The following is a 21,114-nucleotide window of genomic DNA, read 5'->3' as shown; positions in this document are numbered from 1 at the left end:
GGCGACCCGGGCCAGCGGGACCGGCCGGGGCAGCCGGGCCAGCGCTTCGGCGGCCCGTCCGTGCAGCCTGCGGCGGACCGGCCCCGGCAGCTGATCGAGCACGGCCCGTGCGGCGAGCGGCGGATGGCAGCGATAAGCGGCCTGCGGTGTCTCCGTGAGCAGGCGTCCGGCCAGAGCAGCGAGCAGGGCGGTCTGGGCACGTGGGGCGGGCAGCCCCGCCACAGCGGCCAGCACCTTCTCGTCGGCGGGCTCTCCGAGCACCGCGGCGGCGTGGACCAGCGCCTGCGCATCCGGGTCCAGGCCGGAGCACCGGTCGAGGGTGAGCTGGGTGAGGCGGGGCGGCGCGCCGTCCGATTCCGGCGCCTGCAGCAGATCCGCCAGTACGTGAGGCAGCCCCGCGCTCACCTCGTACAGGGCCTGCGCCTCGTCCTCGGGCAGTCGGGACCAGGTGATGACGTCTTCGGGCGTGAGCGGCGCGAGGTCGAGCTGGGTGCGGGACACGGTGTGCGCCTGGCTGCCCGCGACACCCAGGGGCAGACCTGGCACAGTGAGCTCCTCGGGGCGGTACAGGAGCAACAGCCGCATCCCGGCCGGGGGTTCGGCGAGGCAGTCGCGCAGGCGCCGCAGTGTCGTGGCGTCCGCCCACTGCAGATCCTCGATGACCACCGGTCCCGGTCCCGCGAGCGCCGCACCGTCCAAGGGGCCCGGCCCCACGAGCACGTCGCCGCCCTCCCCCGGCCCGGCGCCGCAGCGCACCACCCGCGCCTGTGGCGCGGCCGCCGCCACCAGCGCGCTCTTGCCGACGCCCGCCTCGCCCGCGACGTACACCACGCAGGGCGCCTGCCCCAACGCCGCTCTGAGCACCGCCACTTCCCGCTCCCGGCCGATCAACGGCATGCGTCCACCCCCTGGTTGAGCGTGTGCATGAAGATGCACGGGCGGGCGCTACGGCGCAAGGGTGGATCTTGGCTGGTGCGCTGGTTCCGCTTGCCGGATGCGCCGGTTGGAGCCGATACGGATCGAGTTGTGACCGCAGGTCACCGGCACGTCGATCTCCTGGCCCTCCGCTGCCGCCCGATCCGTGCACCATGCAGCCCGCTCACTGCACTAGGCAGCCCGGTGACTGCCGAAGGCCGTCCGCATCACTGCGCAAGGCCGTCGAGGGCGACCCGCGCCTGCGTGCGGTACTCCACCACCCGGGCCATCTTGATGTGCTCGTATCCCCGGATCGTCTGCGGCAGTTCGGCCAGCCGTACGACGTCGTCAACGTTGTCGGGGGTGAGCTGCTCCAGGGCCTGGCGCATCAGCTGCTGGTACTCGGTGACCAGGGCCCGCTCCGTGCGGCGGACCTCGGTACGGGCGAAGGGGTCCAGCAGGGTGCCCCGCAGCTTGCGGCCGGCCCGCAGCAGCCGGAACGCCGGCCCGCTGGTGCGTCGCAGCCGCAGTTTGCGGTTGATCCCCAGTGCGCGCAATACGGGTGGGTGCAGCAGGACCGAGACGCGCGCGACCGCTCCGAACTCGGCGCGGATGCGGGCCTGTTCGGCCGGGTCCAGATGCAGCCGGGCGACCTCGTACTCGTCCTTGTACGCCATCAGCTGGTGCAGCGAGGCGGCGAACGCGTGGGCGACGCGGCGTCCGCCCTCCTCCCCCGCACGGTCCGTGGCCAGGGCGGTGACGGCCTTCACCGCCTGCTGGTAGCGCTCGGCGTAGGCGGTGTTCTGGTACGCGGCGAGGTCGTCGGCGCGCAGGGCGACCGCTTCCTCCAGGGTGCTGCTGAGGGGGGTCGCCGGCTGCTGCGGCGGGGGAACGTCTCGGCGTACCGCCTCGGGGTCGAGCGCCACGGCGCGCCCCCAGCGGAACGCGGCCAGATTCTTCGCCACGGACGCACCGTTGAGTTCGACGGCAAGTTCCACCGCCTGCGCGCTGACGGGCAGGCAGCCGTGCTGGTAGGCGGCGCCGAGCAGCAGCATGTTGGCCGGCATGTGGTCGCCGAAGAGCTGTTCTGCCAGACCTTGGGCGTCCAGGGCCAGCGGTGTCGCGTCCCGGGTGGCCGAGGCGATCTTGACCAGGGCGTCCTGCGGGCTGCCGGGCACGGCGACGTGTCGCGTGATCATGGCGGCGGTGGGGACGACGGCCGTGTTGACGACGGCGATCGTCCGCTCCGGGGTGCACGTGGCCAGCGTCGCGTCGGATGCCGCGCCGAGCAGGTCGAAGCCGATGAGGACGTCGACACCACGGCCCGAGGCCCGCACGGAACCGGTGACGGGGTCCTTGCCGATGCGTACGTCACTGACGACGGGCCCGCCCTTCTGCGCCAGACCGGTCTGGTCGAGTCCTGCCGCGTGCAGGCCGTCCAGGTGCGCGGCCATCTGCAGGATCTGGGAGACCGTGACGACACCGGTGCCGCCGATGCCGGGCATGCGCAGGACGACTTCGCGGCCGCCGAAGCGGTCCTGCGGTTCGGGCAGCCCGTCGGGAGGTTCGGGCAGCCGGTCCGGGGCCGACGGTGCTGCGGAGGAACCCGGCTCGACCAGCAGGAAAGAGGGGCAGTCGCCCTTGAGGCAGCTGAGGTCGGAGTTGCAGGACGGCTGGTGGATACGCGTCTTGCTGCCGAACTCGGTCTCGACGGGCTGTACCGACAGGCACGTCGACTGCTCGGCGCAGTCACCGCAGCCTTCGCAGACGCGCTCGTTGACGACCACCTTCGCGACGGGTGTGGGCAGCAGGCCGCGCTTGCGCATCCGGCGCTCCTCGGCCGCGCAGCGGTCGTCATGGATCAGGACGGTCACCCCGTCGACCGCGGCCAACTCGGCTTCGACTTCCGCGAGTTCGTCGCGGTGGCGCACGCTCGCCTGACGGTCCAGACGGATTCCCCGGTAGCGGCGCGGCTCGTCCGTGGTGATCACGATGCGGCGCACACCTTCGAGGGCGAGCAGCCGGGTGAGCGCGGGAACGTCCAGTCCGCCCTCGACGCTCTGCCCGCCGGTCATCGCGACGGCCTCGTTGTAGAGGAGCTTGTACGTCATGGTCACACCGGCCGCGACGGCGGCGCGCACGGCGAGCGAGCCGGAGTGGTGGAAGGTGCCGTCGCCCAGGTTCTGCACGAAATGCCGGTCGTCGGTGAAGGGTGCGAGGCCGAACCACTGTGCCCCTTCGCCGCCCATCTGCGTCAGGCCGACCAGGTTGCCGCGCATGCCGCTGTCGTCGAGGGCGACCATGGCGTGGCATCCGATGCCCACCCCGACGAGGGTGTCCTGGGTGGTGCGCGTGGAGCGGTTGTGCGGGCAGCCGGAGCAGAAGAACGGTGTGCGGTCGGCGACGAGCGGCAGCAGCCGCGGTCCGGCGTGCCGCTTTTCCGGTACGAGAGCGGCCGAAGGGCGTGGCAGACGCTCGGCGCCGATGAGTCCGGCCAGCGCGCGGGCGACGTCGTCGGCCTTCACGGCGCCGCGCACCGGCAGCAGCGCGCGTCCTGCCGCGTCCCGTCGCCCGACGATGACCGGCGCGTCGGACCGCCCGTACAGGGCCTGCTTGATCTGCCCTTCGAGGAAGTCGCTCTTGTCCTCCACGACCAGCAACTGCTCGAGCCCCGCCGTCAGTTCGGCCAGGTGACCGGCGTCCAAGGGGAAGGGCATGCCCAATCCGACGAGTCGGACACCGAGCCGCTCCGCTTCCGCCTCACCGATGCCGAGATCGCTCAGCGCCCTGCGTACGACGGCGAAGGACGCCCCCGAAGCGACCACACCGAGGCGCGCCTGCCGGGCCGAGGAGACGATCCGGTTGATGCCGTGCTGGCGCGCGTAGGCACGGGCGATGGCCAGGCGGCGGGTCAGCAGATCCTCTTCGGCGTCCAGCGCGGCCGGTCCGACCAGCACCTTTGCCGGGGCCTGGACCCGGCGCTCCGGGACGGGGACGTTCCGGTGGAGGTCGGCGAGGTCGACGGTGGCCGACGAGTCCGCGACATCGGCCACGATCTTCAGGCCCGTCCACAGTCCCGCGGCCCTGGACAGGGCGACGGCGTGCAGTCCGTACTCGATGAGTTCGCGCACCGAACCCGGGGCGAACAGCGGCAGCCCGAGGCTCTGGCACAGCACTTCGCAACTGCTGGGCAGGGTCGAGGACTTGCAGTCCGGGTCGTCCCCGATCCAGGCGACCGCGCCGCCCAGCGGAGCGGTGCCGGCCGTCGTGGCGTGCCGGATGGCATCGGCGGCCCGGTCGAGGCCGGGGTTCTTGCCGTACCAGAACCCGGTCACACCCTCGTGCCGTCCGCCCGGCAGTCTGCCGAGGTGCTGTGTGCCGCCGACCGCAGTGGCGGCGAGCTCCTCGTTCAGCCCCGCCCGGAAGACCACGCCGGCATCGTCGAGGAACCGGGAGGCGCGGCCCATCTCCAAGTCCAGGCCGCCCAGCGGAGAACCTTGGTAGCCGGAGACGAACACCCGCGTGTCCAAGCCTCGTTCACGGTCGAGGCGCCGCTGTTCCAGCGTGAGGCGGACCAGGGCCTGCACCCCGGACATCAAGGCGCGGCCTTCGGTGGCCGTGTACTTGTCGTCGAGAGAAAGGGCTCGGCTGCGAACACTCACAGGGTCCTCCACGGCGGCGGGGGTTCGGGGAGCGGGAACCCTCCCAGCACACAACCCGACTTCAGGGCACGCAAGACCCGCTCGCCTGATCGCGCACAAGACGCAAAGAAGTCATGGAAGTTGCCCCTGTCGCTTGATTTCATTGCGTCGGATGCCGGATACCGGCGGTCCGCTGCCGACGGTCGCCGACCACCAGTCGCCGATCGCCGATCGCCGATCGCCAATCGCCGCCAGTGATCACCACAGGAGGAGCCCGCCATGCCGAGTGACGAGCTGGACGAGACGGACCACCAACTGCTGCGCCTGCTCCAGGCGGACGGCCGTCGCACGTTCTCGGAGATGGCGCCCGAGGTCGGCCTCTCCGTGGCCGCGGTCAAGCGCCGTATCGACCGGATGCGCGAGTCCGGGGTGATCACCGGCTTCACCGTGCAGGTCGACCACGCGAAGCTCGGCTGGGGCATCGAGGCGTTCACGGAACTCCGCTACGCCGGGACCACCAGCGTCAAGGACATCCTCGGCAGCGCTTCGCGTGCGCCCGAGGTGCAGGCGGTGTTCACCATCGCCGGTGACCTCGACGCCCTCGTCCATATGCGCGTACGGGACATCAACCATCTGCAGGAGGTGATCGACCGTCTGCGCGGATCCGGCAAGGTCATCGGGACCAGGACGCTGATGGTGCTTGGCTCATGGACACGGGACGACTGAGGCACCACCGCCCGCACGGGTCGACCGAGGGGCCGCCGCCCGCACGGGCCAGGCGCGGGCGGCTATCGCTTCTTCGTGTAGGTGAGGAAGGCACTGCCACTCTCCAGGATCTTGCTGTCGGTGAGGGTGAACACGGCAGGGTCGAACGCCGCCTTGGTACCGAAGAGCGGGATCCCGGCGCCGACGGTGAGCGGGCCCAGCTTGAGGATGAGCTGGTCGATCTCCGTGTACAGCGCGCCGGCCAGTTCGCCGCCGCCGATGAGCCAGATGTCCTTCCCGTCTTCCTGCTTGAGCTGCCGCACCCTGTCGACCGGGTCCTCCCTGACCAGTTCGACGCGGGGGTCGGGACTCTCGGGCAAGGTGCGGGAGAAGACGAGGTGGCGCAGGTGCGGGTAGGCGTCGGTGAGGCCGGCGTCCAGGCCGACCTGGTAGGTGCGCCGACCCTCCAGGACGGTGTCGAAGCGGGTGCCCGGGGCGGTGACACCGAGGGCCTGACGCGCGGGGGCCGGCAGCGTCTCGGGGAACTCGGCGATCAGGTGCCCCAGGTAGTCCTCGGTGATCGGCCAGAACGCGTCCGGACCACTGGTGGGATCGGCGCCGTCGGGGCCGGCGATCTGTCCGTCGAGGGTGGAAGCGATGAAGTAGACGAGCTTGCGCACGGGGCCCTCCTCAGGACGGCGATCTTCGGGTGTGTGGTCTGCGGTGCGGTGCGTGATGGGGGCTGTCATAGGTGCCTTCGGTGGTCGGCCTTCAGCGGCGGGTGCCCGGCTTGGGCAGCGGGCGGGGGCGGGGAATGGAGCGGGGCTTGGCGGGCTGCGGGAAGCGGGCGTTCTGCTGGGGGTTGATCCGCTGGGTATTGCGCTGGTTTCGCATCTGACTCCTTGGCGGATATCCGCGGTCACGGCAACTGATGTACTCTGCTTGCAGTGGTTAGAACGTAGTACTGCACTTGCAGTGGTGTCAATGAGTTTCCGGAAGGAACAGCCGATGCGCCAGAACGCGGCCCGCCGCACAGCCCTCCTCGACGCCGCCATCGAGGTCCTCGCCCGCGAGGGCTCACGCGGGCTGACCCTGCGCGCGGTCGACACCGAAGCGCAGGTCCCCAAGGGCACGACCACCAACTACTTCGCGCACCGCGCCGAACTCCTGGCGCAGGTCATGACCCGTATCCAGGAGCGGCTGACGCCGGACGAGTCCCAACTCGCCGACACGATGCGCGAGAAGCCTTCGGCCGACTTGGTCGCGACGCTCCTCAAGCAGCTGCTCGGCCGGATGCGCGCCGACCGCAGCAGCTGGCTGGCCCTCATGGAGCTGCGTCTGGAGGCGACCCGGCGCCCCGAACTGCACGCGGAACTCACCCGGTTCTTCACCGCACAGCTCGACGCGAACATCGGCTTTCACCTGGGCGCCGGCCTGCCTGGCGACCGCATCAGCGTCGTCCTGCTCTACCTCGCGATGCTCGGCCTCATCGTGGACGACCTCACCGTCCCGGAGCTGCTGGCGCCGTACCCTCTCGATGACCTCATCGAGGCGATGGCGGCCCGCATCCTGTCCTCGTCCGACTAGGCGGGCAAGCGATGACCTTGCGTTCCGATGTGGCCGAGTTGCTGGCAGAGGCCGCCATCCTCGACGTGGATGTCGAGGACGCCGTCGCGGACGGGCATGTCCGATCGGCCGCGTACCAACGCGTCGTCCTGGTGACCGCTGCCTCGCAGAGCCGCGAACGGGATCGCGCGATCGTGGCCACGATCCTGCGCGACCCCGACGAGATGGCATCCAAGACAGCGGTGGTCGCTCTCGTGGACCACATCGCGATGAAGGCGACCGGTCCTGCCGGGTTCCGGCAGTGGTCGGCCGAACTGCTGCCGGAGCTCAACCGGTTGAGGACGGATGCGTTTCGCGAGTTCATCCGCCGTCGTATCGACGATTGGCTGTTCCGTCTGACCGTCGAGGAAGGTCACGTGCCGACGCCGAGCGAGCTGGCGAAGGTCACCGACTGGATGCAGCGTGTCCTCGCCGAGAGGTCGACGTCGGCGGCCGTGCTCGCCCTGCTCGCCGAGTCAGGCAGCACGAGGAAGATCAGGAACATCGCGAAGAACCGCGCCGGAAGCCGCGAGCTGCGAGCGTGATGAGTCGGTAGGAGCGAGGTACAGGCGGGCCGGCTGCCGTACCGAATACCCGCTGGCGTCGCAGCCGACGGAGCCGGCGGCGTCTGACCGGACGGCCCGATCTGACTGGACCGCTCGAGCGCCGCGTCCGGACCGCGTTCGCACCTGCGAGGGTGCGGCCCGTCCACCGTGGGTCGTCGTCGAAGGCGGGCGCCTGGCGGTCGGCCTGGGCGCGGATCTCGATGTGGGACTCGTGTGACGTGATACGCATCGCCTCCTCGTACGAGGCCAGCGCGCCGCGCAGCGCCGACCCGGACAGGCCGCGGCGGAGCACGAGGCGCTTCAGCCAGGTGAAGAACGCCATCACCGCGATCAGGCCGCCGAAAGCCAGCAGGTACGGGACGACTTCAGCCACTCCTCGCCTCCTTGCCGACCATACGCTCAACGTACCCGCTCGCCTCCCACCCTCCGACTGACACCATCCGCCCCGCAGATGCACAGGCATGTGCCGTAACCTCGCAATCCGTACCGAACGGCGAGCCAGGGGGCGGCGATATGGCGGCGATCAGTCTGCGCAAGGTGGAGGAGACGGCGCCGGCGCTGGTCAGTCTCTACAAGAGTGCCGGGGTGTCCCTGACCAAGCACGGGCTCGACGGTCAACGGGCCGCTGTCTACCTGGTGGTGGACTACTCCGGCTCGATGAAGCCGTACTACAAGAACGGCAGTGTGCAGGCGCTCGCCGACCGCGTGCTCGGGCTCTCGGCGCATCTCGACGACGACGGCCAGGTGCCCACCGTCTTCTTCTCCACCGACATCGACGCGGTCGAGACCATCGAACTGGCAGGCCACCAGGGCCGGATCGAGCAGATCGTGTCCCGGCTCGGGCATATGGGCAAGACCAGCTACCACCTCGCGATGGACGCGGTCATCGACCACTACCTCGACAGCGGCACCACCGCCCCTGCCCTGGTGGTCTTCCAGACGGACGGTGGCCCGATCAACAAGCTCGCCGCCGAACGCTATGTGTGCAAGGCGGCGAAGCTGCCGCTGTTCTGGCAGTTCATCGGCTTCGGCGACCCGCACAGCAAGCAGTTCGACTTCCTGCGCAAACTCGACGAACTCGCCGTTCCCCACAAGCGTGTTGTCGACAACGCGGGGTTCTTCCACGCAGGACACGACCCGCTCGCCGTGCCGGACGACGTGCTCTACGACCAGCTCGTGCAGGAGTTCCCGCGCTGGCTGGACGCCGCACGGGCGCAGGGCATCCATTCCGGCGCGTAAGGAAACCCCGGGCGGTCCCGAGCAGATGGTGTCAACGGGAGCAGGTGAAGCTTCCCGCGCCGGCGGGGTCGCCCGACCGGTACTTCGGCCACAGCGGGTACGCACACAGAGGGCGGGCCCTGCCGTCGCGTGCGTCGGTGACGACCGGAGCGTTCGGGGCCCGGTTGTGTTCGGACCACTGCTCGAGCGCGGTGACCGAGTCCCAGGCGGCGGCGAACGCGGGGGTGCCGAAGTTCGCGTGGTTGGCGCCGGGGACGAGGTAGTAGCGCGAGAACTCCTTCGTTCCCCGCTCCCCCATCGTGGCGCTCACTCGCTCGTAGTAGTCGTTCGTCGAGCGGTGTGAGACGAGCTCGTCGGCGGCGCCGTGCAGCAGCAGGAGCTTGCCGCCCGACCGTGAGAACGCGCGCAGATCCGCGTGGTTGAGGTCCTGGAGCTCGGACAGCCGGCTGATCCGGTCGAGCCACTCGCCCGGCCGCTCGGGGTCGACGGCCAGGGAGTCGTGGCCGGGGTCCCGCGTCAGGAAGTACCTCACCCACTGGTCCCAGTACTGCATGCCGTATCCGCTCGTCAGTGGCATGGGCGTGGAGGGTGCCGTCGTTCCGAATCCGAGGAGCGGTGTTCTCATGTCGGCGCCGGAGAGGAACGGGAAGCCGGGGTAACCCTGTTCGCCGCTCGCGACCTTGTACGGCCACTTCCACGGCGAGGAGATGGCCCTCACCGAGGCGATCTGCCGGTCCGAGAGACAGGAGGGTCCGCTGTCGCCGCCGTCGGGACAGCGCAGCCGCTCCGGCGCGAAGCGGCAGGCCTCCGGGTTCGAGACGACCTTGTCCGTCAGCCCGTCGAGGCCGTCGCAGGCCCGGATGACACTGGTGTGGAGCAGGGCCTGCTGCTCGGGGCCGGGGAACGCACCCGGCCGCGCCAACTGCCGCGTCGCGTGGCCCAGATAGAGCGCTTCGGCGAGGTTGTTCCATGCCGGATACGCGGAGATCACGCCGTCGAAGGCATCCGGCCACCGCTGGACCACCGCCAGGGCCTCGCGTCCACCGGTCGACCCGCCGGCGAAGCACACCCGGGCAGGCTTGGCCCGGTATCCCTGCCGGATCAGGAACTGGGCGGCATCGTGGGTCTTCTTGAGCGCGTCGCCGGCGGCGAAGTTCCGCAGCGCCTCGTCGTTCACCGCGAAGGAGCCGTCAAGGGACGCGACGGGGTGCTTGGCGGGATCCGCCTGATGCCCGGAGTCGCTCGCGTACATCGCGTATCCACGCGCCAAGGGGACAGGCCGGTCCTGAGGTCCGAAGGGAACGTTCGCCCGGAGATCGGGGATGGTGCCGTTGAAGCCGCCGCCGCCGAACATCATCGATCTGCCGTTCCAGTCCCGTGGCAGGGCGAGCCGCATCCCGATGGCGGGTGCGGAGCGGTCCACGGGGAAGAGGGACGCGTCGATACGGCAGTACGTGACGCTCCGGCCGCCGACCGCCTCCGTCACCTGCGATGCCGACGTGACCTTGCCGCCGTTGGTGGGGAGCGAGATGACGGCCGCCGGGACAGCCGTCCCCACAAGGGCCTCGCACCGTACACCGGCGGCTTCGGCCGGCCGCGCGCTCATCGAAGAGGCGAGCAGTGCGGTGGCGGCGGCGAGGATCCCTCCGATACGGAGGGTTCGTCTTCCCGAAGTGCTGGGGTTCACGGCCGTGTTCCTCCCGTCGTCGTCGGTTGGACCATGTGTCATCGGTTGGCCTCTGTTCATGGGGCGAGCCCGGTGACGCGCTGGGCGCGCAGCTCGGAGCGGCGGACCTTGCCCGCCGCGTCGCGCAAGGAGTCATGGACCAGTTCGATCGTCTTCGGCAGCTTGTGGTGTGACAGCCGGCCGTCGAGGAAGGCGCGGATCTCGTCCGCGGTGACAGCGGCCCGTTCGGGCGTGTGGACGATCGCGTGCAGCCGGTTGCCGGTGTCCGCGTCGGGCAGACCGATCACGACCGCGGTCAGGACGTGTGCGTGCTCGACCAGTGCGGCCTCGATCTCCGCCGGGTACACGTTGACGCCGCCGACGGTGATCATGTCCGACCGTCGGTCGAGCAGATACAGATAGCCGTCGGCGTCGAACCGCCCGATGTCCCCGAGCGAGGACCAGCCGTCGCGCGCGGTGGGTTCGGCGCCGATGTAGCGGTAGGTGGCGGCCGTCCCCGGGGTCACCCGCATATAGATCTCGCCGGAGACATCGGGAGCGGTGATCTCGGCGCCGTCGAGGTCGAGCAGCTTCATCTCTCCCCAGGTCACCTGTCCCACCGAGCCGACGTGCCGGAGCCATTCGTCGCCGCGCAGGGTGCACCCGGCCTCGGCTTCCGTGCCCCCGTACAACTCCCAGATCCGCTCCGGGCCGAGCCACTCGATCCACTTCCGCTTCAGCCACACCGGGCAGGGTTCGGCGCAGTGCCAGACCGACCGCAGGGAGGCGAGCGCATACCGGTCGCGCACCTCGTCCGGGAGCGCCGTGATGCGGCGCATCATCGTGGGGACGAGATACACCCAGTCCACGCCGTACTCGTCGATCGCGGACAGCGTCCGCTCTGCGTCGAACCGGGTCAGCAGGGTGACCGTGCCGCCGAGGAAGAGGGTCGAAAGGGCCGTGACGAACGGGGCGTTGTGGTGCAGCGGAGCGGTGATCAGCGCCTGCTGTCGCGGTTCGATCCCCCACATTCCCGTATCGAAGCCGGAGGTGACCGCCGGCCGACCGGACAGGATGATCTTCGGGCGGCCGGTGGATCCGCCGGAGGTCGGGGCCTTCCACGAGGGTGCCAGGGCCGCGTCCAGGTCATGGTCGGGCTGCCCGGCCGCCAGGTCGTCGACGGTCTTGTGGCCGAGTCGCGCGCCGCCTGGTTCGGTGACCACCACGGCGGGGTCGCCGAGTTCGAGGATCGCGTCGAGTTCCGCCGGCTTCATCCTCGGGGAGAGGACCTGCGGGGTGGCACCGGCTTTGTAGCAGGCGAACACGGCCAGGACCAGGTCGGTCGAGTTGGGCAGCAGCAGGGTCACGATCCGGCCGGTGGCAGCTCCGGCGTCCAGCAGGCCCCGTGCGACGCGGTTGCTCCCGCGGTGCAGATCGGACCAGGTCAGCACGCCGGCATCGGCCCGTACCGCCACGGTGTCGCCCACCTCTGCGGCGTACGCTCCGGGGACCTCGGCCAGCGGGAATCCTTCCTCGGGCAGGAACGTCACGGCTGCACCTCCGGGTTGCGCTCGGGGACGGGGGTCGCGGCCGGCGCGGACTTGGCGTCCTCGTGCCGCAGCGCGCGGTGCAGGGCCACCGCGAGGGCGCCGCCGACGAGGGACGCGATGATCACGATGGAGAAGCCGGAGGCGGGGTCGCCGGAGTCGGCCTCCGCCAGTCCGAACAAGTACGGCCCCACGAATCCGCCGGTCAGTCCGACGGTGTTGATGAAGGCCAGGCCGGCGGCGGCCACGATGCCCGACATACGGGCCATGGCGACGGACCAGAAGACCGGCAGTGTGCCGAAGATGATCGCGGACATGATGCCGATCAGCACGATGCGCACGGTGGGCGACGACACCGCGAGGTACACCGCCGCGATCGCCGCGGGTGCCACGGCCAGGACACCGATGGTGAGGGACTCGCGAGGAAGGCGCCGGAACACCGCCGGCATCACGAGCACGCCGATCGTTCCCCCGATTCCCGTCACTCCGCTGAGCAGTCCGATCAGGAACGATCCGCTCACGTCCAACGACTCGATGATCGATGGCACGTTGAACGTGACCCCGTTCATCGTGACCTGGTTGAGGAAGTAGATGATCCCGATGAGCAGGATGAACGGCCGCCCGAACGCCTGGCCCAGATTGCCCTTGAGGCTGTGCCCGGCGCGGGGATCGGCGCCCCTGTTCGCCTGTTCGCTCAGCGCCGCCGCCTCGTCCGCTCGCAACCAGCGTGCGTCGGACGGCACTTCGGGCAGGAAGGCGAGGACCACCAAGCCGATCACCATCGTGATCAGGCCCTCGATCAGGAACATCCACTGCCAGCCGTGGAATCCGGCCAGGTCGTCGAGTTCCATCAGCGCACCGCCGAGCGGGCCGCCCAGGAGCAGCCCGAGTGTGGGCGCGAGGTAGATGAACCCGATCGCGGTGGCGCGGTCCTTCTGCGCGAACCACCGGGTCATCATGAACATCATCGCGGGGTAGAGGCCTGCCTCGGCCGCGCCGAGCGCCATCCGCCCGATGTAGAAGGTGATGTCGTTCGCGATGAACATCATCAGCGCCGTGACCGCACCCCAGCTCAGCGCGATGCGGGCGATCCAGCGCCGCGGGCCGACCCGGTACATGATCAGGTTGCTGGGGACCTCGAAGAGCGCGTACGTCAGGAAGAACAGGCCGGCGCCGAGGCCGAACGCGGCCACGCTGATACCGACGTCCACCTGCAGATGGGTCTTCGCGAGCGCGATGTTCGTGCGGTCGACGTACGACATGAAGTAGGCGAGGCACAGCAGGGGCAGCAGCCTCAGCATCGCCTTGCGGGTCGCGACGGCGTACAGGCCGCCGTCGGCAGGAATCGACATCCTTCTCACTCCCAGGGGTCGGGCACGGAGACCGCATCGCGCGGTACGGCCGTGTGTCGTGGGGCGAGGTTAGGGCCGCGCGCGCCGCCCATAGTATGGAAAGGACATCCACTCATAGCCACATCCGGGTGGAAGCATCAACCACCTGATTCCATGCGGGGGTATCGATGGCAGGCACAGACTCCGGGCGTACCCACGGCGACGGCGACGGCGAGCTGCCCGCCTACCGGCTGCGGCGCGAGCGGGAGCTCAACAGCCTGTACACGACCGCCCGTTCACTGACAGCGCTCGGTGAGGTCGACGAGGTCCTGCGGTCGATCGTGCGGCACGCCCATGAGCTGATCGGCAGCGACTTCGCCTATCTGTCGCTCCTCGACGAGGAGGGGCGCCTGGTCGTCCGGGCGTCCGCCGGAACGATCTCGCCCGAGTTCTCCTCGGCCCGGCTGCCACCGGGACTCGGCCTGGGCGGGCGCGTGATCGAGTCCAAGGCGCCGTTCTGGGTGAGCAACTACCGTGAGGCACAAGCCCTCCCCCACGATCCCGCCTTCGATCTCCTGGTCCCCCGTGAAGGGCTCATGGCACTGCTCGGCGTCCCGCTCCTGGTGGGCGACGAGGCTATCGGCGCCCTGTTCGCCGCCGACCGCAGCGAGCGTCCCTTCGAGAAGGACGAGGTGGCGCTCTTCAGCGCTTTCGCCAGCCATGCCGCGGTGGCCCTGAACAATGCCCGGCTCTACGAGCAGACCCGCAGCTCACTGGAGCGCCTCACGGATGCGTATCGCACCATCGAGGACCAGGTCACCACGATGGAACGCGCCGCGTCCGTACACGAAGCCCTCACGCACGTGGTGCTGACCGGCGGCGGTCCCGGCGATATCGCGCAGCTCCTCGTCGAGCATCTGCAGGGCACGGTGACCGTCCAGGACCGGGACGACATCGTGCTCGCGACCCGCTCCCCCGAGGGGCAACAGGCGGGCGCTGGAGGCGACTTGACCCGGGAGCTGCGCGAAGAGGCACGCGGCACCGGGCGGTGCGCCACGGTGCGGGGCGAGGACGGCACCTTCCGCAGTGTGGTGGCCGTACGCGCCGGCGGAAGCCACTTCGGCTTCCTGTCCCTGGCCCGCCGGGACCCGCCGGAGCCGGCGGACGTCCGCATGCTGGAACGCTCCGCGCAGATCATGGGGATGCTCATCCTCATGCGCGACGCCCGCGTCGAAGCGGAGGAACGGGTCCGCGGCGAGCTCCTCATGGAGCTGATGTCCCCCGCTCCCCTGCACCCGGCCCAGCGCGACCGGGCGCTCGCCCGCGGCGTCGACGTCGACCACCTCGACACCCTGGTCGTGGCCGACTGCCCGGAGAGATCCGCGAGCGACATCGTCCGGCACCTCAAACCCCTGTCGGCCAGGTGGTCGGGGCTGGCGGGCGAATACCTCGGGCGCGCGACCATGCTCCTTCGCGCCGAGGACGCGGACGACGCCGCCCGCGCCCTGCACCAAGAGCTGGGCCGTACGCTCGGTGCGCCGAGCCTCCTCGTCGCCGACCGGATCGTGGGTCAGGAACGTGCCCGTTCGTTCACGCTGGCGCAGCGCTGCATCAAGGTGCTGCGGGCCCTGGGCGAACAGGACCGGGGGGCCGCCACGCAGCGGTACGGGATGTACGCGCTCGTCTTCGACCCCGACCGCACGGACGATCTGAACCGTTTCCTCGAGGACGAACTCGGCACGCTCCTCGCGTACGACCGGCGGCGGTCCACCGACCTCGTGACCACGGCGGCCGCCTACTTCGCCCACTCCGGGAACCTGAGCCGGACGGCCCGCGCCCTGCACGTCCATCTCAACACCCTACTCAAGCGCCTGGACCGGATCGGGGTCCTGCTCGGCGAGGACTGGCGCTCCCCGGACACGGCGCTGCGCCTCCATCTGGCGCTGCGCCTGCACGAGTTGAGGGCCACGGTCGGGGGGACGGGCTGAGCGCGGGGACCGGCTGAGCGGGGGCCGGCTGACCGGAGGGGCGGCCGGAGCCGTTGGGACGGCTTGCGGAGGATCCGCAGGACGGCGTCGGCTCCCGACCCCACACGGCGTAGGAATTCCCAGCCCCGGCAAGCGTGCGCAGGTGATTGCCGCGCGCCGGTGGGGGTGGTTGCTTGGGTCCCGAGCGCGTTCCGGCCCGGGGCGCGACGGCATGAGGGGGAGGCCCCCATGAGCCAGAAGTTCGTTCAGATCATCGCCTTCGAGACTCAGAAGATCGACGAGCTGCGCAAGCTGCTCGACCGCTTCGAGCAGAAGATGCAGGGCAAGTCCGGTGGGCCCACACACCGCATCCTGCTCCAGGACCGCGACAAGTCGGGACGCTACCTCGCGATCATCGAGTTCGAGTCGCACGAAGCCGCCATGCGCAATAACGAGCGGCCCGAGGTCGCCAAACTCAACGAAGAGCTCACGGCGCTGTGCACACGGGCACCGTCCTTCACCAACTGCGACCTGAAGGACTCACGCGAGCTGAAGTGAACTGAGCTGAAGTGAAGTGAACTGAACCGGAGCGAAGGAGCAGGGAGCAGGGAGCAGGGAGCAGGGAGCGTACGCGCCGTCTTGTCGGGTTGGTATGGACCTGCCATGCTGCCCGCGCCGTCTGGTCGCTCGCTCCCTCTCCTCCGGAGGTTCGTATGCGCCGTCGCTCCTTCTTCGCACGCCACAGATTGCTCGCCGTCCTCGGCCTGCTCGTCGCGCTGCTGATCCCGACCGCACCCTCGAGTTCCGCCGCGGCCGGCACACCGCCCCAGGTCTACGGGGCCTGGCACTGCGGTGACGACTTCTGCACGTGGGGACGGGTGCGCTCCGTCGCCGAGTTCGACTCGATGAACCACTGGCTGATCGACCGCGGCGACGGACGTCCCTCCGTGAACGTCGTCGTGCTCAGCTTCGTCGAACCGCAGAAACTGCTGCGTCTCACCGACGACGCCACGACCGTGGACGGTGTCCCCAAGGGCATGACCCCCGAGATCGTGCAGTACTTCACCTCGCGCGGAGTGCGGGTGATGCTGTCCATCGGCGGGATCACGTACACCGACGAATGGGATGCCGCACTCGCCGAGAACCCCACCCAACTCGGGCTCAACGCAGCGGCGTTGGCGAGCCGCCTCGGTGTCGGCATCGAGATCGACTACGAGCAGAACACCGACCCGAACCTCACCGGTCTGCAGGCCTTCATCGACGCCTACCGCTCGGTGCACCCGTACGACGCGAGCGGCAGCAGGCCGGCCGCGCGGCTCACCATCGACGTGGCGGCCGGCGACCGGTGGCTGATCGCCGTCAACCGCAAGGCGACCGCCGACTGGCTGCGTACGGACACGCCCGTGCTCGACTACGCCAACGCGATGGTGCCGGCGCGCCAGCCCTCGGCGAGCGCGGCGACCGCCAGCTGGCAGGAACACGTGGACGGCAAGCCGCAGTTCGCACCGCCGGTGCCGCCGCTGGCGCCCGCCAAGTTCACTGGCGGCCTGTACATCGCGTACGGACGTTCGCCGCTGCCCGAGTGCACGAACTTCGCGAGCTCGCTGCAGAGTACGACGGGTTCGTACGTGCAGAACGTGGCGCCGAACGGGGCGGGGTCCACACCGGGCATGCTCGGCTACATGTTCTGGGCGGCCGAGAAGCCATCCACCCGAGGGCTCGGCACCCAGCCGCCGAACACCTGCGAAGGCGGGGTCGGGGCGGGGGCGTCGACCTACTCCGTTCCCGTACCGATGCCGCCACTACGGCAAGGGTGAGGCTCACACCTCGACGCCTGGCGCCGGGGCGGGCGGTCCCTTCGGTGGGCCGTCCGCCCTGGCCACACCCCCGCCACCGATAAGGTGGGCAGGTGGTGAGTGCAGAAGATTCGGTACGCGGCAGCAGGCGGGCATCGTCCGCGCCGAACGACGCGGACCTGCACGCGCGGACGGAATCGGACCTGCCTGCTCCGGCGGACGCGGACCTGCGCGCCTTGGCGGTGCAGTTGCGCCGTATGAACGGTGAGATCAACCGGGTGGTCCACGGGTTCGCCGCCACGCAAGGTCTGCACGCGACCGACGTACAAGCCCTCGCCGCGATCCTCGACGCGGAGGAACCCCTCACTCCGGGCCGGCTGCGCGAACACCTGGGCCTCACCTCGGGCGCGGTCACCGCCTGTCTCGACCGGCTCGAGCGGGCCGGCCACGTCCGGCGCTCGCGCGAGAGCGCCGATCGCCGGGTTGTCCACCTGCACTACGTGAACGACGCCCAGCGCACGGCCCGCGCCTTCTTCCGCCCGCTGGCCGCCGCCGCGACCGAAGCACGCGCCGGCTTCACCGACGCCGAACTGGCCGTCGTCGTACGCTTCCTCGCCACCCTCAACGACGAACTGGCCACCGCCCGCGACCACGCTCCCGCCGAGACGGCCCGCACCGGGCTCAAGGGCGCTTAGCCTGCTGCGAGTTCGTGGGCGTGGGCTCCTGCTCCGCGGCGCGCACCACCGCCACGCGCAAGTGATGTCACTCCGACCGGCTCGCGGAGAGCAGCGGAATCCAGTGATCCATCACTTGGCGCAGCCGCTGCCGATGGTCAGCAATCCAGTCCTCCGGAAGGAGGATCGGCACCCGCACGGTAACCATCGACCCTGACTCGTCGTCCACGACGACCTCCGGGCAGTCACGCTCACCGTTGAGCTGGATGCGGAGCGAGGGCCCTCTGCTCATCTCCATCCAGGCGACGTCCTGACCAGCGTCGAGCCGGTCCAGCGCTTCCTTCCAGCCGTCCAGTTTCGAGGCGTAGAGGGCCAAGTCGAGTCGGCCGGTCACGAAGGGAGTCCTGATCGCGATCTCCGCCGCCAGCCCGGCACTCCATCGGGGATCGCGTCCCGACACTGTGACCGTGACGCTGTTCCCCTCGTCATCGGCGAGAGAGATGAGCTCGCTCGGAGCCATGTCATTCAAGAGCCACTCCCTTGCGTCGGATCCGGACGACAGCATCCCCGCGGACGTGCGCCCGCCACTTCATTCGTCGCGAAACCCGTGCAGCCGAGGTCCCTGTATTGCCGGTAGCCGGACCAGCGTGCCGACGAATGCGTCCGCGTTAGCCCTCAGCGGATGCCACGGACGTGACGGCAGCGAGTAGTCGTCGCGGAGGACGCCCTTCGGGATGACTCCGGTGGCGGGCATCGGCGAGGTTTCGCCCCGGGGGTGGGCGAGATACGCCCAGACTCCGCTGTCCAACGGCACGACAGCACCGTCATCGCCCGGCGGATGCCAGGGCGCCCCCGTGAGGGGGTGGCGCGGAACGACGAGAACGTCGGGCCGGGATCGGGGTGGAAGGAGCCCCGGTCCCCCGAGAGCCAACGACCGGGCATCTGGCCCGGCAGGCAGGTACCGACCTACCGCGTGCCCGAGCAACTCGGAGACAGGACCGATGGGCAGGCTCACCGGACGGGCCTCGGTGACCGCCACAAGATGGGCCAGCGCGACGCCGACCGCCGCCTCCCAGCGGCGACTCCACGACCCGTCGGGGTCGATGGGCGGAACGCGATGCTCGGGGCGTTCCAGATCACTCCAAGCCTGAGCCGGCCCCGGCGGCAGCCCCGACGCGCGGCGTACGACCGAGCCGGGCTCGAGCCATACCGTCTGCCACATGCCGCAGTCGTCCATGCGGGTTGCCACGGGCTGACCGCACCCCTGGCACGCCAGGTTCGGACCGTCCCGGCCGTCGACGCCGCGACAGTAGCCTTCGCACTTCTCGGGGATGAGGATCATGGACCGGGAGTCTCCGGGGGCGATGACAATCCTGTTCCGCGCGCCGAAGGAGATGCGGTACGTCCGCGCGAACACGCCTTGCTGGGCGGCCACTTCCGCTCCGACGTCATCCCACAACCTCCAGGGTGGCCCGGTAGGCAGGGGCTCGACCGCGTACGTCGCGGGGTCCATCAGCGGAGGATGAAGTTCCTCCCAAGCCCCGTAGTGCGTATGTACGGGGAGGGCTACCCGGGTCATCGGCGCTGTCAGCTCCGTACCGCACCCGGCACACACGAACACGTGCAAACAAACTCTCCCCTGCGCCGATCCAAGGGGGATTGTGCCGGGGTTTCGCAGGTGAATCCAAGGGATTTGATCGGCCTGACGGGTCGCCGGAATCTCGCCGCATCCGAGCGCAACTGGCCGCCGCCCGCGACCGGACTCCCGGCGCATCGTCCCTCACCGGACTCAAGGGCCCTTGGCATCAAGCGAGTTCGCAGGCGCCGACTCCTGCTCCGCAGCCCGCGCAATGTTGCGGGCCATGCCCCCGAAGACCACCGCGTGGAAGGGCGCGACGCTCCACCAGTACGCATGCCCCAGCAGGCCCCGGGGATGGAAGAGGGCGCGCTGGCGGTAGCGGGTGTGGCCCTGGGCGTCCTGGTCCACGTACATCTCGAGCCAGGCGAGGCCGGGCAGCCGCATCTCGGCGCGCAGGCGGAGCAGGCGGCCGGGGTCGATCTCCTCGACGCGCCAGAAGTCGAGGGAGTCGCCCACCCGCAGGTGGTGCGCGTCGCGTCGGCCGCGGCGCAGGCCCACGCCGCCGACGAGCCGGTCGAGCCAGCCGCGGACCGCCCAGGCGATTGGGAAGGAGTACCAGCCGTTGTCTCCGCCCACTCCCTCGATGACGCGCCACAGGGCGTGCGGGGCGACGTCCACGCCGCGTTCGCGGCAGTCCGTGTAGAGGCTGCCGCCCGCCCAGTCGGGGTCGGTGGGCAGCGGGTCGCTCGGGGCGCCCGGGACCGAGGCGGAGGACCATCGGGTGGCAACCTGGGCGTCCTGGACCTTTTGCAGGGCCAGTTCGACGGCCGCGGCGAAAGGCATGGGGCGCCCTGGGAGATCGGGCACATAGGTGGCGATGTCGTGTTCGTGGCAGACGACTTCGTGGCGCAGCGACTCCGTGAGCGGTCTCGCGATCGAGCGCGGGACCGGCGTGACGAGCCCGACCCAGTGGCTGGACAGCCGAGGGGTCAGTACGGGCACGGGCACGATCAGGCGCGGCGGCAGGCCGGCGATCACCGCGTACTGGCGCATCATGTCCACGTACGTGACGACGTCGGGTCCCCCGACGTCGAAGGTGCGGTGGACCTCGTCCGGCAGATCGGCGCAGCCGACGAGGTAGCGGAGCACGTCGCGGACGGCGATGGGCTGGATCCTGGTCCGCACCCACTTCGGTGTGATCATGGCCGGCAGACGCTCGGTGAGATAGCGCAGCATCTCGAAGGAGGCGGACCCGGAGCCGACGATGACCGCGGCCCGCAGCACCGCGGTCGGCACGCCGGACGCGAGCAGGGTCCTGCCGACTTCCGCCCGGGACCGCAGATGGGGTGAGAGCTCCGCCTCCGGGACGCCTTCGGGGGTGAGTCCGCCGAGGTAGACAATCCGTCGCACGCCCGCGGCCCGCGCCTGTTCGCCGAAGATCCGGGCCGCCTCCCGGTCGGTCTCCTCGAAGCCACGCCCCGTTCCGAGCGCATGCACCAGGTAGTACGCGGTGTCGATGCCGCGCATCGCCTCGGCCACGTCGGACGCGTCGGTCACGTCGCCGCGTACGACCTCCACGCGGCCTGCCCACGGGTGGTCGCGCAGCTTGCGCGGGGTCCGGGCGAGGCAGCGCACCTGATGCCCGGCGTCGAGCAGTTCGGGCACCAGGCGACCGCCGATGTATCCCGTGGCGCCGGTGACCAGGCAGTGCCGGCCCGACGAGGTGTCTGCGGTGTTCACGTGCTCCTCCGCGTGCTCCGCCCGGCGGGGCGTATCCCGTTCGGGCTCCTCTTGATCCTTCTGGTGTCCCAGGGTTCTTGGATGCGGGCGAGAACGCGGCAGGACACACCGCATCCGAACGCGATGGTCGGGCCGTATACACG

19 protein-coding genes are annotated in these 21,114 nt (G+C 70.1%); 8 read left to right on the top strand and 11 right to left on the bottom strand.

The genetic code is table 11. From position 1 onward, the window contains the following. Both ABT367_RS22000 and ABT367_RS21995 read right to left on the bottom strand, forming a co-directional pair. Positions 1-897, bottom strand: an 897-nt coding sequence (locus tag ABT367_RS22000) for an AAA family ATPase (RefSeq protein ID WP_352254770.1), incomplete at its 3' end; no start/stop codon positions are given. Positions 898-1,142: 245 nt separating this feature from the next. Continuing rightward, the gene (locus ABT367_RS21995) at positions 1,143-4,577 is read right to left on the bottom strand and encodes an indolepyruvate ferredoxin oxidoreductase family protein (protein WP_352254769.1); all 3,435 of its coding nucleotides are present in this window, start codon (positions 4,575-4,577) and stop codon (positions 1,143-1,145) included. A 258-nt stretch (positions 4,578-4,835) separates the two neighbouring features. Here ABT367_RS21995 and ABT367_RS21990 point away from each other — a divergent pair, with 258 nt between their 5' ends. Then, positions 4,836-5,282: an Lrp/AsnC family transcriptional regulator gene (locus tag ABT367_RS21990; RefSeq protein ID WP_352254768.1), complete on the top strand. Its 447-nt coding sequence runs from the start codon at positions 4,836-4,838 to the stop codon at positions 5,280-5,282. A gap of 62 nt (positions 5,283-5,344) precedes the next feature. Here the strand turns inward: ABT367_RS21990 and ABT367_RS21985 are convergent, their stop codons facing one another. Continuing rightward, entirely contained in the window at positions 5,345-5,941 is a 597-nt protein-coding gene (locus tag ABT367_RS21985; protein ID WP_352254767.1) for a dihydrofolate reductase family protein, read from the bottom strand. A 91-nt stretch (positions 5,942-6,032) separates the two neighbouring features. Next, positions 6,033-6,155, bottom strand: coding sequence for a hypothetical protein (locus tag ABT367_RS21980; RefSeq protein ID WP_352254766.1), 123 nt, complete (start codon positions 6,153-6,155; stop codon positions 6,033-6,035). A gap of 90 nt (positions 6,156-6,245) precedes the next feature. Between ABT367_RS21980 and ABT367_RS21975 the strand changes: the two genes are divergently transcribed. Further along, the gene (locus tag ABT367_RS21975) at positions 6,246-6,848 is read left to right on the top strand and encodes a TetR/AcrR family transcriptional regulator (RefSeq protein ID WP_352254765.1); all 603 of its coding nucleotides are present in this window, start codon (positions 6,246-6,248) and stop codon (positions 6,846-6,848) included. 11 nt (positions 6,849-6,859) lie between these two features. After that, positions 6,860-7,411, top strand: a complete 552-nt coding sequence (locus ABT367_RS21970; protein WP_352254764.1) for a hypothetical protein — start codon at positions 6,860-6,862, stop codon at positions 7,409-7,411. Here ABT367_RS21970 and ABT367_RS21965 read toward each other — a convergent pair. Then, positions 7,362-7,805 (bottom strand): hypothetical protein, encoded by a 444-nt coding sequence (locus ABT367_RS21965; protein ID WP_352254763.1) that lies wholly within the window; start codon positions 7,803-7,805, stop codon positions 7,362-7,364. The genes ABT367_RS21970 and ABT367_RS21965 overlap by 50 nt on opposite strands. A gap of 140 nt (positions 7,806-7,945) precedes the next feature. Between ABT367_RS21965 and ABT367_RS21960 the strand changes: the two genes are divergently transcribed. Further along, the gene (locus tag ABT367_RS21960) at positions 7,946-8,671 is read left to right on the top strand and encodes a VWA domain-containing protein (RefSeq protein ID WP_352254762.1); all 726 of its coding nucleotides are present in this window, start codon (positions 7,946-7,948) and stop codon (positions 8,669-8,671) included. A 31-nt stretch (positions 8,672-8,702) separates the two neighbouring features. Here ABT367_RS21960 and ABT367_RS21955 read toward each other — a convergent pair whose 3' ends face one another. Genes ABT367_RS21955 through ABT367_RS21945 form a run of 3 tightly spaced genes read right to left on the bottom strand, consistent with a single transcriptional unit; the run spans position 8,703 to position 13,236 of the window. After that, positions 8,703-10,358 carry a tannase/feruloyl esterase family alpha/beta hydrolase gene (locus tag ABT367_RS21955; RefSeq protein ID WP_352254761.1) on the bottom strand — a complete coding sequence of 552 codons (1,656 nt, stop codon included), beginning with the start codon at positions 10,356-10,358 and terminating at the stop codon, positions 8,703-8,705. A gap of 56 nt (positions 10,359-10,414) precedes the next feature. Further along, positions 10,415-11,887, bottom strand: coding sequence for an AMP-binding protein (locus ABT367_RS21950; RefSeq protein WP_352254760.1), 1,473 nt, complete (start codon positions 11,885-11,887; stop codon positions 10,415-10,417). Beyond that, positions 11,884-13,236, bottom strand: a complete 1,353-nt coding sequence (locus ABT367_RS21945) for an MFS transporter (RefSeq protein ID WP_352254759.1) — start codon at positions 13,234-13,236, stop codon at positions 11,884-11,886. The genes ABT367_RS21950 and ABT367_RS21945 overlap by 4 nt, the downstream gene beginning before the upstream one ends. Positions 13,237-13,403: 167 nt before the next feature. On the opposite strand from ABT367_RS21945, the gene ABT367_RS21940 reads away from it, so the two are divergent. From ABT367_RS21940 to ABT367_RS21925, 4 genes are all read left to right on the top strand, one after another. Further along, a complete protein-coding gene (locus ABT367_RS21940) occupies positions 13,404-15,203 on the top strand; it encodes a helix-turn-helix domain-containing protein (RefSeq protein WP_352254758.1) in 1,800 nt (599 codons plus the stop codon). Between the two features lie 228 nt (positions 15,204-15,431). Next, on the top strand, positions 15,432-15,740 hold the full coding sequence (locus ABT367_RS21935) for a hypothetical protein (RefSeq protein ID WP_352254757.1): 309 nt from the start codon (positions 15,432-15,434) through the stop codon (positions 15,738-15,740). 155 nt (positions 15,741-15,895) lie between these two features. Then, positions 15,896-16,999, top strand: coding sequence for a hypothetical protein (locus tag ABT367_RS21930; RefSeq protein WP_352254756.1), 1,104 nt, complete (start codon positions 15,896-15,898; stop codon positions 16,997-16,999). A gap of 158 nt (positions 17,000-17,157) precedes the next feature. Continuing rightward, entirely contained in the window at positions 17,158-17,673 is a 516-nt protein-coding gene (locus ABT367_RS21925) for a MarR family winged helix-turn-helix transcriptional regulator (RefSeq protein WP_352254777.1), read from the top strand. 67 nt (positions 17,674-17,740) lie between these two features. On the opposite strand, the gene ABT367_RS21920 is transcribed toward ABT367_RS21925, so the two are convergent. The 3 genes from ABT367_RS21920 to ABT367_RS21910 form a co-directional block, all read right to left on the bottom strand. Then, positions 17,741-18,172, bottom strand: a complete 432-nt coding sequence (locus ABT367_RS21920; protein ID WP_352254776.1) for a DUF5959 family protein — start codon at positions 18,170-18,172, stop codon at positions 17,741-17,743. A gap of 69 nt (positions 18,173-18,241) precedes the next feature. Further along, positions 18,242-19,087, bottom strand: a complete 846-nt coding sequence (locus ABT367_RS21915; RefSeq protein WP_352254755.1) for a hypothetical protein — start codon at positions 19,085-19,087, stop codon at positions 18,242-18,244. Between the two features lie 354 nt (positions 19,088-19,441). Beyond that, positions 19,442-21,085 carry an SDR family oxidoreductase gene (locus tag ABT367_RS21910; protein WP_434975512.1) on the bottom strand — a complete coding sequence of 548 codons (1,644 nt, stop codon included), beginning with the start codon at positions 21,083-21,085 and terminating at the stop codon, positions 19,442-19,444. Positions 21,086-21,114: the final 29 nt, after the last annotated feature.

Origin of the sequence: Streptomyces mesophilus (assembly GCF_040300965.1) — a bacterium.
GTDB classification, from domain to species: domain Bacteria; phylum Actinomycetota; class Actinomycetes; order Streptomycetales; family Streptomycetaceae; genus Streptomyces; species Streptomyces mesophilus_A.
Note: the sequence above shows the minus strand (reverse complement) of the source record. Positions and strands in the feature narration are given on the sequence as shown.